This is a genomic window from Epibacterium ulvae (assembly GCF_018678075.1).
GTDB classification, from domain to species: Bacteria; Pseudomonadota; Alphaproteobacteria; order Rhodobacterales; family Rhodobacteraceae; genus Epibacterium; species Epibacterium ulvae_A.
Window position 1 is genome coordinate 1 of the sequence record NZ_JAHHIR010000050.1, and the last position, 15,145, is coordinate 15,145.

General features: G+C 56.8%; 16 protein-coding genes and 1 pseudogene. 9 read left to right on the top strand and 8 right to left on the bottom strand.

Going from position 1 to position 15,145, the window contains the following annotated elements:
• The first annotated feature begins 161 nt into the window (after positions 1-161).
• A pseudogene (locus KMP13_RS12945) lies at positions 162-1,240 on the top strand (IS3 family transposase).
• A 65-nt stretch (positions 1,241-1,305) separates the two neighbouring features.
• Here KMP13_RS12945 and KMP13_RS12950 read toward each other — a convergent pair.
• Positions 1,306-1,503: a hypothetical protein gene (locus tag KMP13_RS12950; protein WP_215266264.1), complete on the bottom strand. Its 198-nt coding sequence runs from the start codon at positions 1,501-1,503 to the stop codon at positions 1,306-1,308.
• 385 nt (positions 1,504-1,888) lie between these two features.
• On the opposite strand from KMP13_RS12950, the gene gor reads away from it, so the two are divergent.
• The 4 genes from gor to KMP13_RS12970 all read left to right on the top strand — a co-directional run bounded on the left by gor (position 1,889) and on the right by KMP13_RS12970 (position 6,679).
• On the top strand, positions 1,889-3,244 hold the full coding sequence (gene gor, locus KMP13_RS12955; RefSeq protein WP_215266265.1) for a glutathione-disulfide reductase: 1,356 nt from the start codon (positions 1,889-1,891) through the stop codon (positions 3,242-3,244).
• 70 nt (positions 3,245-3,314) lie between these two features.
• Entirely contained in the window at positions 3,315-4,460 is a 1,146-nt protein-coding gene (gene hflK / locus KMP13_RS12960) for an FtsH protease activity modulator HflK (RefSeq protein WP_215266266.1), read from the top strand.
• Positions 4,460-5,335: a protease modulator HflC gene (gene hflC / locus KMP13_RS12965; RefSeq protein WP_215266267.1), complete on the top strand. Its 876-nt coding sequence runs from the start codon at positions 4,460-4,462 to the stop codon at positions 5,333-5,335. Before hflK ends, hflC begins: the two co-directional genes overlap by 1 nt.
• A 294-nt stretch (positions 5,336-5,629) precedes the next feature.
• A complete protein-coding gene (locus KMP13_RS12970; RefSeq protein WP_215266268.1) occupies positions 5,630-6,679 on the top strand; it encodes an IS110 family transposase in 1,050 nt (349 codons plus the stop codon).
• Position 6,680: 1 nt separating this feature from the next.
• Here the strand turns inward: KMP13_RS12970 and KMP13_RS20815 are convergent, their stop codons facing one another.
• Positions 6,681-6,803: a hypothetical protein gene (locus KMP13_RS20815; protein ID WP_285895544.1), complete on the bottom strand. Its 123-nt coding sequence runs from the start codon at positions 6,801-6,803 to the stop codon at positions 6,681-6,683.
• A gap of 172 nt (positions 6,804-6,975) precedes the next feature.
• Complete coding sequence (locus tag KMP13_RS12975) at positions 6,976-7,713, bottom strand: SDR family oxidoreductase (RefSeq protein WP_215266269.1); 738 nt, start codon at positions 7,711-7,713, stop codon at positions 6,976-6,978.
• Positions 7,714-7,806: 93 nt separating this feature from the next.
• On the opposite strand from KMP13_RS12975, the gene KMP13_RS12980 reads away from it, so the two are divergent.
• Both KMP13_RS12980 and KMP13_RS12985 read left to right on the top strand, forming a co-directional pair.
• Positions 7,807-8,703 carry a LysR family transcriptional regulator gene (locus tag KMP13_RS12980; protein WP_215266270.1) on the top strand — a complete coding sequence of 299 codons (897 nt, stop codon included), beginning with the start codon at positions 7,807-7,809 and terminating at the stop codon, positions 8,701-8,703.
• Positions 8,704-9,193: 490 nt separating this feature from the next.
• Positions 9,194-10,627: a Do family serine endopeptidase gene (locus KMP13_RS12985; protein ID WP_251363846.1), complete on the top strand. Its 1,434-nt coding sequence runs from the start codon at positions 9,194-9,196 to the stop codon at positions 10,625-10,627.
• Positions 10,628-10,703: 76 nt separating this feature from the next.
• Here the strand turns inward: KMP13_RS12985 and KMP13_RS12990 are convergent, their stop codons facing one another.
• From KMP13_RS12990 to KMP13_RS13000, 3 genes are all read right to left on the bottom strand, one after another.
• Positions 10,704-11,366, bottom strand: a complete 663-nt coding sequence (locus KMP13_RS12990) for a Crp/Fnr family transcriptional regulator (RefSeq protein ID WP_215266272.1) — start codon at positions 11,364-11,366, stop codon at positions 10,704-10,706.
• A 76-nt stretch (positions 11,367-11,442) separates the two neighbouring features.
• Positions 11,443-11,931, bottom strand: a complete 489-nt coding sequence (locus KMP13_RS12995; protein WP_353055713.1) for a peptidoglycan-binding domain-containing protein — start codon at positions 11,929-11,931, stop codon at positions 11,443-11,445.
• 92 nt (positions 11,932-12,023) lie between these two features.
• The gene (locus KMP13_RS13000; RefSeq protein WP_251363844.1) at positions 12,024-12,419 is read right to left on the bottom strand and encodes an OB-fold nucleic acid binding domain-containing protein; all 396 of its coding nucleotides are present in this window, start codon (positions 12,417-12,419) and stop codon (positions 12,024-12,026) included.
• Positions 12,420-12,625: 206 nt separating this feature from the next.
• Between KMP13_RS13000 and KMP13_RS13005 the strand changes: the two genes are divergently transcribed.
• Together KMP13_RS13005 and KMP13_RS13010 are read left to right on the top strand one after the other, a co-directional pair.
• Complete coding sequence (locus KMP13_RS13005; RefSeq protein WP_215266275.1) at positions 12,626-12,949, top strand: 2Fe-2S iron-sulfur cluster-binding protein; 324 nt, start codon at positions 12,626-12,628, stop codon at positions 12,947-12,949.
• Positions 12,950-13,035: 86 nt separating this feature from the next.
• Positions 13,036-13,785 carry an FG-GAP repeat domain-containing protein gene (locus KMP13_RS13010; RefSeq protein ID WP_215266276.1) on the top strand — a complete coding sequence of 250 codons (750 nt, stop codon included), beginning with the start codon at positions 13,036-13,038 and terminating at the stop codon, positions 13,783-13,785.
• A 42-nt stretch (positions 13,786-13,827) separates the two neighbouring features.
• On the opposite strand, the gene KMP13_RS13015 is transcribed toward KMP13_RS13010, so the two are convergent.
• On the bottom strand, positions 13,828-14,382 hold the full coding sequence (locus KMP13_RS13015; RefSeq protein ID WP_435370360.1) for a LuxR C-terminal-related transcriptional regulator: 555 nt from the start codon (positions 14,380-14,382) through the stop codon (positions 13,828-13,830).
• 294 nt (positions 14,383-14,676) lie between these two features.
• A complete protein-coding gene (locus KMP13_RS13020) occupies positions 14,677-15,138 on the bottom strand; it encodes a GNAT family N-acetyltransferase (RefSeq protein ID WP_215266278.1) in 462 nt (153 codons plus the stop codon).
• Positions 15,139-15,145 lie beyond the last annotated feature (7 nt).

Sequence of the window (15,145 nt, forward strand, 5' to 3'; positions counted from 1 at the left end):
TGTTTGCGTGGAATCTCTTGACAGAAGTGCTCCCGTTACCGAAGGCCTGAACCTAACGACCGTCACTTTGATCGCAATCGGCACAATCATTTTAGGTGACTTGAGACCTTATAATTCCTCCACCTTTGAGTAGGATCGGTCCCAAGCATTAGAGACGGGATATGAAGAAGTGGCGGTTCAGCGCAGAACGGATCATAGCGATGATCAAAGAGCAGGAAGGCGGCGTCGCGACGGCTGAGGTTTGTCGCAAGCACGGCCTCAGCACAGCGTCGTTTTACAAATGCAAATCGAAGTTCGGCGGGCTGGATGTGTCCGATGCGCGCAAGCTTAAGGCGCTTGCAGACGAAAACGCCAAACTCAAGAAGCTGCTGGCCGAACAGATACTCGATAATGCCATGCTGAAGGATGTCGCCTCGCGAAAGGGGTAACGCCCGTTGAGAAGCGGAAAGCTGTGGGTCACCTGCGCGAAGAGCATGGGGTCAGCCAGCGGCGGGCGTGTGACGTGTTGGATGTTGATCGGTCGCGTGTGCGATATCGCAGCATCCGGCCAGATGATGCTGATCTGCGCAAAGCCATGAAAGAGGTCGCTGCTGAACGGAGGCGTTTCGGTTATCGGCGCATTCACATCATGCTGGAGCGCCAGGGCATCTGGGTGTACCAGAAGAAGTTGCAATGACTGTACCTCGAAGAAGGATTACAGGTACGCAAACGGGGCACGCGCCGCCCGGTGGTCGTGCCGCAGACCATCAATCAGCGATGGAGCCTAGACTTCGTCTCGGACGCATTCACGGATGGGCGCAGGTTTCGTGTGCTGGCTGTCGTCGATGACTTCAGCCGGGAATGTTTGGCGCTCGTTCCGGACACATCGTTATCGGGTGCGCGGCTGACACGTGAGCTGGATGAGATCATTCAGACGCGCGGGTTGCCGAATAGAATTGTCAGCGACAATGGCACGGAGATGACCAGTCCGGCTGTACTCACATGGTGCCAAAAGACAGAGGTCGACTGGCATTACATCGCTCCGGGAAAGCCAACACCGAACGCCTTTATCGAAAGTTTCAACGGCAGATTCCGAGACGAATGCTTGAACGAGACGCTGTTATCGTCGCTAGCAGACGACCGATCAGAGATCACCAAGTGGAAGGAGGGCTACAATCAAAACCGGCCGAATTCATCACTGGGCAATCTCACGCCCAACCAATTTGTGGCCAATATGACATTGCAAAAGCAGGCCGCATGAGGCCAGAAATCAATACGCGGATTCTCATAAAGACTGGAGGAAACTTGGGGCTCAGGTCATAGTGATTACTTGGCTTGGCGCTTGTAGTCAGAACTCAGCAGGCTGACCGGACGCTTACAAAATGACTTTGCAAAAACTTGGAACAGCGCTTCGATTTCAATGGCGGAAACGACTGTAGTGAGTGCCTCGTTGAGCGTATCACATTGATCCGCATCTATCTCAAATGTTTGTCCGTTTTGGAATGTTTCTGAAAGAGAATACACCGTAGACGTCTCACCATTTTATATTGTCACTTCCCATCCTTCCTGAAGCCAATTCCTTTGTGATAGGAGGGGAAGCGTAGTCTCTGCCAAGGGCAGATGGTCCACTTTGGGCTGGAAGTGCCATTTAGTATCATTTGGGCTAAGGCGACGCACTCACAATATCGCCCTGTCACCACCTCGCAGCTCACCCGGTTTTCGCCTCCCCTCCGCCTGATAGGTTTACATCCCCTTCACATCTTTGCGACTATCTAGGCCAAAGTCAGCGTGAAAGCGTTCAGTGCTTGGTCAGACGGTTGAAACTTGGGCCAAAACGCCCATTTCGGCGTATGGCAATTGGTGTCCCGTTGTGGGATACCACTCGAAGACTTTTGAAGGGGCGACAGTCATGAGCTTTGACTACGATCTATTTGTAATCGGTGGTGGTTCTGGTGGTGTGCGGGCAGCACGCGTTGCAGCAGCCGGAGGGGCCAAGGTTGGTCTGGCCGAAGAGAGCCGCTATGGCGGCACCTGTGTCATTCGCGGCTGCGTGCCCAAAAAATTCATGGTTTATGCGTCCGAATACCCGAGCATGGTCGAGGACGGCCGCGCCTATGGGTGGGATTTGAGCGAGAACGGCTTTAGCTGGGACACGTTCAGCGGCAAGTTGAATGCCGAGCTGGACCGTCTGGAAGGCATCTATCGCAAGCTTCTGGCCAATTCGGGTGTTGAAAGCTTTGACCAGCGCGGCAAGCTGGCGGATGCACATACGGTGGAACTGGCCGATGGCACCACAAAAACTGCGAAACATATTCTGGTGGCAACCGGCGGCTGGCCGGTTATTCCGGAATTTCCCGGCAGCGATCTGGCGATCACTTCGAACGAGATTTTTCACCTGGAAAAACTGCCTGAAAACATCCTGATCGTGGGCGGTGGCTATATCGCGTCTGAATTTGCCGGTATCATGAATGGTCTGGGAGTGAAGACGACGCAATTCTATCGAGGCACGCAAATCTTGCGCGGATTTGATGAGGAAGCGCGCAACGCTGTGGCCTCTGGCATGTTGGAAAACGGTGTTGATTTGCAGCTGGAAACCAATGTGGTCTCCATGGTGCAAGAGGGTGATAAGATCCGCGTCACTGACACCAAGGGCAACGACACACTGTTTGACAAGGTCATGTATGCCACGGGCCGCGCGCCGAACTCCAAGAACCTCGGCTTGGAAGAGCTGGGCATCGCGGTCGGCAGCAAGGGTGAGATCAAGGTTGATCAATACAGCCAGACCAGCGTTCCGTCTGTCTATGCTGTTGGTGATGTAACCGATCGCGTGAACCTGACACCAGTTGCGATCCGTGAAGGCATGGCTTTTGTCGAGACTGTGTTCAATGGCAACCCAACCAGCCCTGACCACGATCTGATCCCGACCGCGATCTTTACCCAGCCTGAAATGGGCACCGTGGGCCTTGGCGAAGAAGAGGCAGCCAAACAGGAAGCGATCGAAGTTTATGCGACCTCGTTCAAACCGATGCAGCAGGCCTTTGCTGGACGCGCCGACAAGGTCCTGATGAAACTGGTCGTCTCCAAGGCGACGCGAAAGGTTCTGGGCTGTCATATTGTCGCGCCGGGCGCGGGTGAAATGATTCAGCTGGCCGGTATCGCCGTAAAGATGGGCGCAACCAAAGAAGACTTTGACCGGACCGTGGCCGTGCACCCGACCATGTCTGAAGAACTGGTCACAATGAAAACACCGGTGCGTGAAACTTGAATTCTCAAAAAAAACGTTCAGGTTACACAAGACCAACCCGAACGGTTGAACTTTAAGGGATAGGAGACATATGGCGGGCAATAATGGTGGCCCTTGGGGGGGCGGAGGCTCTTCTGGGGGAGGTAACCGGGGAAATAACGGCGGAGGCGACGGTGGTCGCCGGCCTGAAGATCCTCAAATTCCCGAAATCGACGAACTGGTCAAAAAAGGCCAGGAGCAGCTGCGCGTCCTGATGGGCGGTCGCGGCGGTCAAGGTGGCGGCGGCAAACGCGGCGGCGGCGGAGCAGGGGGCGGTGCGCCTTTGTTCACCAAAGGCTCGCTGTTGTTGGGCGGTATCGCGGCTGTGTTCCTGTATGGGTATGCAAGCTTCTACACCGTCAAACCCGAGGAAAAGGGCGTTGAACTGTTCCTTGGCAGCTTCCATCGGACCACCGATGAAGGCCCGCACTTTGCCTGGTGGCCGTTCATCTCGGCCGAGGTTATCCCGACCAGTACTGAACAGATCGAAAACATCGGCACCGGCTCGCGTGGGTCTGATGCGGGTCTGATGCTGACAGGCGATGAAAACATCATTGATGTTGAATTCCAGGTGGTTTGGAACATTAATGATCCGGCACGTTTCCTGTTCAACCTGCGTGACCCACGCACCACGATCAACGCGGTGGCTGAATCTGCCATGCGTGAGATCATCGCCCAGTCTGAGCTGGCGCCGATCTTGAACCGCGATCGTGGTATCATCCGGGATCGTCTGGAAGAGCTGATCCAGGCCACATTGGACAGCTACGATTCTGGTGTGAACGTTGTCCGGGTCAACTTTGACGGTGCCGATCCGCCAGAGCCGGTAAAAGATGCCTTCCGCGAAGTGCAATCCGCAGGTCAGGAACGTGACCGGTTGGAAAAGCAGGCGGATGCCTACGCAAACCGCAAACTGGCGGGGGCCCGTGGTCAAGCCGCGCAAACCCTGGAAGAAGCCGAAGCCTATCGTGCGCAAGTTGTGAACGAAGCCTCGGGTGAAGCCAGCCGTTTCTCGGCCGTTCTGGAAGAATACCAGAAAGCCCCGGATGTAACGCGCAAGCGTCTCTATCTGGAAACCATGGAAGAGGTTCTGGGTCGGGTCGACAAGATCATCCTGGATGATAACGTAGGCGGAGGCTCCGGTATTGTGCCCTACCTGCCGCTGAATGAACTGCGCCGTTCCGGCTCGGAGGGTAACTGATGAACCGTTCTAACCTTCTGATTATTATCGTCGTTGGCGCAATGGTTGGGCTTTTGTCCTGTATCTATATCGTGGACGAGCGTGAAAAAGCGCTGGTTCTGCGCTTTGGGCGCGTGGTCAACGTCAAAGAAGAGCCTGGCCTTGCGTTCAAACTGCCGCTGGTGGATCAGGTTGTCACTTATGAAGACCGTATCCTGAGTCTCGAAGTTGGGCCGTTGGAGATCACGCCGTCGGATGATCGTCGTCTGATCGTGGATGCCTTTGCGCGCTACCGGATTGCGGATGTGGAAACCTTCCGCCAAGCGGTTGGTGGTGTAGGTGTCTCTGCGGGCGAACAGCGTCTCGACAACATCATGCGTGACCAAACGCGCGAGATTTTGGGTACTGTAAGCTCAAACGACATCCTGTCGTCAGATCGTGCGGCGCTGATGCTGCGGATCCGCAACGGTGCGATTGCACAGGCGCGCGGTCTTGGTCTTGAGGTGATCGACGTGCGCCTGAAGCGCACCGACCTGCCGCAGGCCAACCTGGAAGCGACCTTTGCCCGGATGCGGGCAGAACGCGAACGGGAAGCCGCGGATGAAATCGCACGCGGTGAAGAAGCCGCCCAGCGTGTCCGTGCCCAAGCGGACCGGACCGAGGTTGAATTGGTCTCCGAAGCCGAACGCGAAGCCGAGGTTATCCGCGGTGAAGCAGATGCGGAACGCAATGGGATCTTTGCCGAAGCCTATGGTGCGGATACGGAGTTCTTTGAGTTCTATCGCTCGCTGAACGCCTATTCCAACGCGCTGCAGCCTGGCAATTCCTCTATGGTTCTGTCACCCGACAGCGAGTTCTTCAACTACCTGAAGTCTGCGACTGGCAACGGTCAATAAGACTTCTGCGTTGAGGGGAAATTCAAACCGGCCTTGTTCTGCAAGGCCGGTTTTTTATGGCCATGGACCTGTGGTCTGGCAGGTACAGTTCGTTCCGCAATTGGGAAGGAAATGTAAACCTCAAAGAGCGCGCCTGTTAAGGGCACGGTTCGACGAATTGAACTGCGTGCGCACTGGTCAAAGCCTCCCGAAACACAGATGTCGGCTCAGAGCATGCGTAATTGGGCTGCCCTCTATTCTGAGGTCGAGCTCCCGATAGGATCACAGGATATCTGTGAACAAGGGAGATAGAAGATGGAATACTTTGCTGGAATAGACGTATCGCTACGATCCTGTGCGCTTTGCATTGTCGATGGTAAGGGAACCGTACTGCTTGAGCGAGAGCTACCATGCGAGGTCCGCGACATCACTGAGTGGCTTGGAACGTTTCCCCATCCGATTGAACGGGTCGGCTTTGAAGCGGGCACGATGAGCCAACATCTGTTTTTTGGCTTGAAGGCAGCAGGTTTTGACGTCGTTTGTATGGAGGCGCATCAGGTCAATGCGGCGCTGTCGGCGATGCGCAACAAGACAGACAAGAATGATGCGCGTCGCATCGCTCAGGTCCTCCGCACCGGTTGGTTCAGCCCGGTTCACATGAAGAGCCGCGAAGCGCATGGCGTTCGCGCTTTGCTCAGCACACGCAAGGCACTGCTCAAGAAGACGATGGACCTCGCCAATGAAGTACGTGGGCTATTAAAGATCTTTGGCATTCGTCTTCCCATGACTGTGAAGCACGGCAGCTTTGACGGTGTCGTACGGCCACTGATCGAAATGGACGAAGTTTTGGTTCATGCTTTGGTGCCGCTGCTAGATGCACGCGTCGTCCTGTATGAACACTTTTGGGAACTGGATCGCAGGGTCAAACGCGCCGCCAGCCAAGATGAGGTGTGCATGCGAATGATGACGGTTCCAGGTGTCGGGCCGATTGCCTCGCTCACCTTCAAAGCTGCAGTCGATGATCCGACGCGCTTCAAACGGTCACGGATTGTTGGTGCGCATTTTGGTCTGACACCGCGACGCTATCAGTCTGGCGAACATGACAATCCCGGCCGCATATCGAAAGCTGGAGATCGAGATGTCCGCGCAACACTGTACGCTGCCGCCAACGCTTTGCTTATGCGCACGATGGCGGGGTCCCAGATCAAATCCCAGATCAAATCATGGGGGGGCATGCGACTGATGCGGACCAAAGGCCGCCGTCGCGCTGTTGTTGCGGTCGCACGGAAACTCGCCGTCTTGCTGCATCGCATGTGGGTTGATGGCACGGAATTTCGTCAGGATCAGGTAGGAGGCAAGGCATGACTTAAAACGCCACCCATCCCATCCTGACACCCAGATCATCCGCGACCTGCTTACGTGTTAGCCCGCTGGTCAGCGCGATCCGCACTGCATCTTGGCGGAATTCGTCCGTCCGTTTCAGTCCCATAGTCAGTCTCCTTTGCTGAAATAAATGCTATCAAAGGAGCGGCATCAAACCGCGACAGGTTCAGTTCGGTTGTCTGGTGGATCAGGTCTTCTTTTTGTGCCGAAGAGAGTGAGTCTTGTGGCAGTTTGTAGTGTGCAAATGGCATTGGGATATCCTTTCAAGGCAAGGGAGGTTAGATCACGCCGCCATTGGCGCGCAGGGTCTGGCCGCTTATCCAGCGGCCATCTGGACCCGCCAGAAACGCCACGGCTCCAGCGATGTCATCAGGCGTCCCTAGACGTCCAAACGGGTTCATCTTCTTGATGTTTTCGACCAACGCTTCTGGCTTGCCAGCCATAAAGAACTCTGTCTCCACCGGGCCAGGTGCAACGGCATTCACTGTAACACCACGGGGTCCAAGCTCCTTTGCGAAGACATGCGTCATAGCTTCGACTGCCGCCTTCGTCGCTGCATAAACACCGTAGGTCGGTTGATAAAGCCCGACAACGCTGGACGACATGCTGACAATGGCTCCGCCGTCCTGCAAACGGGCTGCCGCTTCGCGCATGCCGCGAAATACACCGCCAATGTTGATGGCGCATTGCGTCTCAAAATCAGCGTCTGCTGTTTCGCCGAGCAGGCCCAGACGCATGACACCCGCGTTGTTGACCAAGGCATGCACAGGCCCGAATTCCTGCTCCGCCGCATCAAAAAGGCGGGCCATGCCGGCCGGCTTTGCAACGTCGGTATGGACGGCGATTGCCTTCCCACCCGTGGCTTTGATCCTTTCGACTGTTTGTGCGGCACCCGCTTCGTCGCGCGCATAGTTCACGACAACGGCGTGACCGCCTTGGGCGAGGCGTTGAGCAATTGCGGCCCCGATCCCCTTGCTGGCACCTGTGACGATTGCGGTTTGGGATTGCTGTGTCATGTCTTTCTCCTTTGTGTTGTCTGTGGAGATAGACAGAACTACAACCCAGATAATGACCCATGAATCGATATTAAAATTCGGAAATAGCGAACAATGATGGACCGGCTCGATACGCTCAGGCTCTTCGTGAGAGTTTTGGAACGCGGTAGCTTCACGAAAGCCGCTGCTGACCTCAACATTCCGCGCTCAACGGCCAGTGAGGCCATCCAGCGGTTGGAACGCGATTTGGGAAGCCGGTTGCTGGAACGTACTACGCGCCATATTGCACCCACGCCGGACGGGGATGCCTTCTACCGAAGATGCGTGTCGATCCTCACCGATCTGGAAGACGCCGAGGGCGCATTGCGCGGACATGAGCCGACCGGACTGCTGCGCATAGATGCGCCCGGTACGCTGACCCGCGTTTTCTTGTTGCCGCACCTTTCTGAATTTTTGGCGAGATACCCGAAGATCACCCTTCAACTGGGACAAACAGAACGATTGGTCGATTTGGTGCGTGAGGGTGTCGATTGCGTTATCCGCGCCGGAGACCCCCTCGACAGCAGCATGATATCGCGCCGCCTCGCAAGCATGCCGGAAATCACCTGCGCCAGCCCGGACTACCTTGCCAAGTTCGGCACACCAAAGACAACAGCGGACCTAAACGGGCACCATATGGTTGGCTTTCTATCGTCGCGCACCGGTGCTGCGTTGCCGCTGGAGTTTGGTGTTGGCAAACGGATCGAGACGGTCACTTTGCCAGCAACAGTAGTCGCCAACGATGCAGACACGGTCCATCATTTGGCTCGTGAAGGCTTCGGCCTCGCCCAAGCACCAAAGTACCGGTTCGCGGACGACCAGAAAACTGGCCGCCTCGTTGAAGTATTGCCAGACACGCCGCCCCCTGCAATTCCCTTGGCTGCCTATTATCCCCAGAACCGACAACTCTCTCCGCGCGTGCGGGTCTTTCTAGATTGGGTTGTCGGCATATTTGCCGGGACTGCGTTTTGAAACATGGGCTGGTCAAATCACAGTGCCGTCATTGGCGCGGACGCGGCGAAACTCCGTTCTGTCCCGCTCTGCGGACACCGGAACCGGCGTTCCGATGCTGTCGATTTATGCCAGAACACCAAGGGCGCTCCTTAGTCAACTGCGAAAATGCCGGTCTCGCCGATCTGTTGGCTTGGGATGACGCGGAAACGTGGTAATCATGGTTTCAAGGTGAGGTTGAGGGTGATGGAAGCGGTCGACCGTGGTACACGGAAACGTTTCAAGTGTTTCAAGCACTTTCACTTCGATTTGAATCTGTGCAACATTCGTTGCAGCTCGATTGGGAGACACTACATTGGATTTGCGTGTTCGCGGTCTCTGTCGCGCCTGGGAGAAAACCGGGTGAGATGGGGGAGGCATCGGACCATGGACGAATTTGGCTATGACAAGGAGTAGTTCCGTGCAGCCACAAGTATCAATTTTACCGCGTCAGGCGCGCAAGAATGCGCCCATGCGCATGTTTGCCGTGGCCGTTTTGGCCACTGCACTGATGATGGCACAGGCGATGGTCGCACAGGCGCGTCCTGAAAGCCTGGCACCTTTGGCGCAACAGGTGAGCCCGTCGGTGGTGAATATTACGACAACCACCGTTGTTGAAGGACGCACCGGTCCGCAAGGCATCGTGCCAGAAGGCTCGCCGCTGGAAGATCTGTTCCGTGATTTTCAGGACCGTGGTGACGAAGGCCGTCGCCCGCGCCGCTCTTCTGCGCTGGGGTCGGGCTTCGTTATTTCTGAAGACGGGTTCATCGTGACCAACAATCACGTGATTGAAGGCGCCGATGAGATCGAGATCGAGTTCTTTCCAGGCGAAGGTCAGCCGGCCGAGCTGTTGCCGGCCGAGGTGATCGGCACCGATCCCAACACCGACCTTGCACTGTTGAAGGTCAAGGCGCCAATGCCGCTGACCTATGTGCAGTTTGGCGACAGTGACGCGGCTTTGGTTGGCGATTGGGTTGTGGCGATGGGCAACCCGCTGGGGCAGGGGTTCTCTGTTTCGGCTGGTATCGTCTCGGCTCGCAACCGGGCGCTGTCTGGCTCCTATGATGACTACATCCAGACCGACGCTGCGATCAACCGGGGCAACTCGGGCGGTCCGCTGTTTAATATGGATGGCGAAGTGATCGGCGTGAACACTGCTATCCTGTCGCCCAATGGTGGCTCGATCGGTATTGGCTTTTCCATGGCGTCCAATGTTGTGAGCAAAGTTGTCGCGCAGCTGAAGGAATTTGGCGAAACCCGTCGCGGTTGGCTGGGTGTGCGCATTCAGGATGTCGACCAGGATGTGGCAGAGGCCATGGGTCTGGAAGTTGCCGAAGGCGCGCTGATCACCGACGTGCCGGATGGACCGGCCAAGGACGCGGGCCTGTTGTCGGGCGACGTCATCTTGACCTTTGACGGTGTTGATGTGGCCGATACCCGTGGGTTGGTACGTCAAGTTGGCAACTCGGAAGTTGGCAAAACAGTGCGCGTTGTCGTCTATCGCGAAGGCAAGACTGAAACCATTCGCGTGACCCTTGGGCGTCGTGAAGAGGCCGAGCGTCAGGCAACACCTGAGGGTGAGGCGGAACCAGAGTCGGAAGAAAGCGAAAAGCAGCTGTTGGGTATGACCGTTGGTCCGCTGGCCGAAGAGCAGCGCGAGACGCTGAATGTTCCCGAAGGGACCGATGGTCTGGTAATCATGTCCGTGGATGAAGCGGCGGAAGCCTGGGAAAAAGGTCTGCGCGCAGGTGATGTGATCACCGAGGCTGGCCAGCAAAAAGTGACCGATGTAGCCTCGCTTGAGGCGCGGATTGCCGAAGTGCAGGACGCGGGTCGCAAATCCCTGCTGCTGCTGGTGCGTCGCAATGGTGAGCCACGTTTTGTGGCGCTGAACCTGAGCGAGTGATCGTAGACTTTTGAAATTGTAGAAAAGGCCGGGGATCATCTCCCCGGTCTTTTTTATGTGCAGGACCTTTATGGGGTCAGATCATGTCGGGTTCGGCCAGCACTTCCAATTCGGCGCGGTCCAAGATTTCGACACCGCCACGGCTGATTTCCAGGATATCGTTGCGCTTCCAACCGGCCAGCGTTTTGGACACCGCCTCCCGCGTTGCGCCGACATATTCTGCCAGTTCCGATTGAGACAGCGCCAGACGGCCATCTTGCCCCTCGGGCGATAGATGCAGCAGTTTGCGGGCAAGGCGTACGGGCAGGGGCATGAACACCTGTTCGTTCAACTGGGTGCTCATCCAGCGCATGCGTTGACCGGCCAGTCGCAGCAGGTCTTCGGCAAGTTCCGGGTGTTGTTGGATCTTGGCCAGCACATCGCGGCGGCGCAGACGGCGCAAGGAACAAAGCCCTACGGCATGGGCCGAGGCGGTGCGCACGCCGGGATCAAACAGCGCAATCTCACCAAAGACGGCCCCGGCGCGCAGCCTGTCCAACGTGTGTTTGCGCCCGGTGGAGGACAGAACAGACAGTTCCAGCTCTCCTTCGATCAGGGCAAACAGTGCCTCGCCCGTGTCGCCTTGCTCAAACAAAGTATCGCCAGATGCGAGGGTGATCTCGCTGGCCTGACTGTCGAGCATATCGCGCAACCGGTCAGAGGCACCGGACAAAAAACCGGTGGTGGGCAATGAGACCATGGAAGGCTCCTTTGTGTTTTGAGCCGGTTTCAGGCTGATCCAACACCGCGCCAACGGCACTGGTCGGGGGAACTGGTCAACGTTTGACCGAAATCAAACCAAGTTTGCGGGCATTTTCAAGTGAGAGTGTCGGACTGTCGAGGCCTTGACTGCGTTGATAGGCTAATATTCCCCGTTGCGTCGCGCGATCCAGCACTCCGGTCAGGGGACCAGGGAAATGTTCGCGCGCGGCCAGAGCACGTTGCAGCGTGGCGACAAAATCGGGTGAAAAATCCGCCGGGCAGAGGGTTTCGAACCAGGCTTCACTGCGGGGGCGGACAACTTCTTGTCGCGTCACGGTGCGAAAGGTGGCGGGAGCCGTGACCTGTCCGGTGGCATCCACACGGGGCGGGGTGACCTGTTCCTGGCGGGTGACGGTTTCGATTACGGCCGGCGTAATTTCAGTATCCCAGCAGCTGCCCGCGGGCGCGCCGGGAGGCGTTTTTTGGGACGCGCTGCGCACCGATTGCCCAAGCCCTTGCGGCACACGTCCCGGACCTTCGGGCGCGCAAGCCGACAGCAGCACCGCGATGAGTGCTGGCAGCAGTGTATAGAGTCGGCGGGAAAGGTGGTAAGGCATTGGTATAAAAGTGACGTCGCGCTAGGATTGCGGGAAGGTTAGCCGAAGTCGTCGACCGGCGCAAAGGCTGGATCGTCGCTGCGCCCCTGTGGGGCCAGAAGAAGGTCGAGCATGGGGGAAATATCCTCAATCTGATGGGCGATCACATGGGTGACGGAATGGGCACGCTGCACTTGTCCGGTGACCCGCAGCAGCCGTCCGGCAATCACCGCACGGCGGAAGGTTTCATACATCTTGCGCCAGACAATGATGTTCACCACGCCGGTCTCATCCTCCAGGGTGAGAAAGATTACCCCTTTGGCGGTGCCGGGGCGCTGTCTGAGAATCACCAGCCCGGCCACGGTGACATGTATATCGTTGCGACAGCCCTTGAGTGCCGCAGCGGGCAGGCTGGCGGGGCCGGGAAAGGCAGATGGGGTGTCAGGCGTTTGCATAAGGGCGGTCATGGCATCGATGATGGTGTGTAATGTCTAGGTTCTGAGCAGAAGGCACCGCCGCCCGCGAGAACATATATAGAACATTTGAGCGGATCCGCCAAGGATACAGTGCAGGGGCAAGACAGGACAGAAATGGGACTGGTCTGACCAGCGGGGCTTGGCTACACAGTCTGCAAGTACCGAAGAAGGGAAGGCACGACCAAATGGCAAAGATTACCTACGTTGAGCACAATGGCACCGAACATGTCGTTGAAGTTGCCAGCGGGCTGACTGTGATGGAAGGCGCGCGCGACAATAACATTCCGGGCATCGAGGCTGATTGTGGCGGCGCATGTGCCTGTTCAACCTGCCATGTCTATGTCGCGCCGGAGTGGGTCGAAAAGATCCCCGCCAAGGATGACATGGAAGAAGACATGCTAGATTTCGCGTTTCAGCCAGATCCTGCGCGCTCGCGTCTGACATGCCAGATCAAAGTCAGCGACGATATGGATGGTCTGGTCGTACACATGCCTGAAAAACAAATCTGATGTGGATGGGGGCCTGTTGCTTGGCAACGGAGGCACGGCGTCGGCTGTTGCGACTTGGGCCCCCGTTGGTACGCCGTGCCACGCAGATGTTACTCGTGTTGCTGGCGACTGCAGTTTTTGTTGCGCCAGCAGTTGTATGGTCAGACGGCGTGGTATCCGCCACCTTTGGCGATCCCACCCGACGCTATAGTCATGCGATTTTAGGGGATGACATCGAGTATGGCAGCCTCACTATTGTTGGTCGGCCCGGATTGGGGCGTTCGACAGGCAGCTTGAAAACCTCCCCTGTCTGGGTTGAGAACGAATTCAAGATTACGCTGCCGTTGGATCATGTGTTCGAGGACCTTCAACCCCGCCTTGTTGATTTTGATTTCGACGGAGGCATGGAAGTTATGGTCGTCGAGACGGACGTCGCCAAAGGCGCGCAGTTGGCGATTTATGATGGGGCTGGCAAAAAGATCGCTGAGACTCCACATATCGGCCGATCCCATCGATGGCTGGCCCCGATAGGGGCGGTCGATTTCGATGGGGACGGATATGTCGAAGTGGCCTATGTCGACAGACCACATTTGGCCAAAGTGTTGCGAGTTTGGCGTTACCGCGATGGCCGATTGGAAGAGGTCGCAAACCACGCAGGTCTAACGAACCACCAAATAGGTCAGGGCTTTATCACGTCGGGTTTGCGAGATTGTGGTGACGGCGCTGAAATGGTTCTGGTAGATGCGGAGTGGTCGCGTATTGTGTCAGTGCGTCTGCTGGATGATCAGCTTGACGTGCGCGAACTAGGACAATTTGCATCCGACCCCAACCTGAAAGAAACGCTGGCCTGTCGCTAGCGTCCGGAGGTGTCGACGCGACAAGCGCCTGGGTGCGTCAGGCTAGTCCTCAACCACATGGTCGCCAGATAAATCCCCAAGTGAAGAGAACAGCGCGGCCGTATTGTTCACACCGACCTTGCGCAACAATCTGGCGCGATGCACTTCGACGGTTCTGTGGCTCAATTCTAGGCAGCGGGCTATTTCCTTGCTGGTCATGCCCTCGGTCAACAGGGAATAAACCTCGCGCTCGCGCCGGGTCAGCGGCTGATAGGGGCGGTTGGCGGACAGATCCGCAAAGCTCCAGACCGCCTGGGCCAAAGGATCATCCGGCGTGAAACTGTGCCCGCGCACCCGCGCCCAGAACAAAACACCACCCTTGCGGCGCATCACGCGTTCGTCCCAGTACAGCGCGCCGGCGCGCAGGCGCTCATCCCCGCGATTGGTGATGTTCAAAAACTCTTCCTCGGTGGGGTAGAGGAAGGCAAACAACTGCCCCAGCATTTCAGAGCGCGCGTACCCGAAGGTCTCACAAAACCGCTGATTACACTCCATAATTACGCGGTTCTCGGTGACCACGATGCCGATCGGTGCAAGGTCAAAGGCCTCTTCCAACATATAGCGTGTCGCAAGACCAATGGGGGGCTGTGTGGGATCTTTGATGTTGGTCATTGGGGCTCCGTCAAAAATATGAACTTGTGAATGAAAACAAAATCAGGAAGAGACTGCCGTCCGGTAAGTATATGCCAGTAACCGCATGAGAAAAGTTCAATAAGTGCGCGTGGATAATAAAAAGATCAAAAAGACGTCCGGTCATATACGGCGGGGCTATTTGAAACATGCGCGCATTGGAGGAGACGACGGGCAGGTTGCGGTAACGGCGTGCGAGTCGCGGCTGGCTAACGCCGACAGTTAGACCGCGCGACGCATGGTGACAGAGGTCGGTTTTGTAAATCCAGGATGGGAGCTGCGCGCGACCTCCACAAAACCCATGTGGGCAAAGGCGGCTTGATTCTCTGTGAGTTCAACCCGCACCTCCAACTCGAGAAAGCCGCAGTTATGGGCAGCTGCACGGTGCGCCACGTGGTCGACCAATTGGTGGGCAAACCCGCGCCCTCGATGGTCTTGATCAACCGCCAGCTTGCCCAGATAAAGGCTATCTCTCCGTGGGGTCAGCACAACGCAAGCCGACAGTGGGTCGCCCAAGGCCCAGATCTCTCCACGCGACGCTTGGTCCTGTAGCTGCGCCACGGTCAAACGATTGATCGACGACGGCGGGTCAATCCGCCCATCCATAAAGGCAAAGCTTGCACGCATCAGCGCCAATGCGTCGGTCAATTCGGGGGTGGTGGGAAACAGGCGATAGGGGATCATGCGGCCA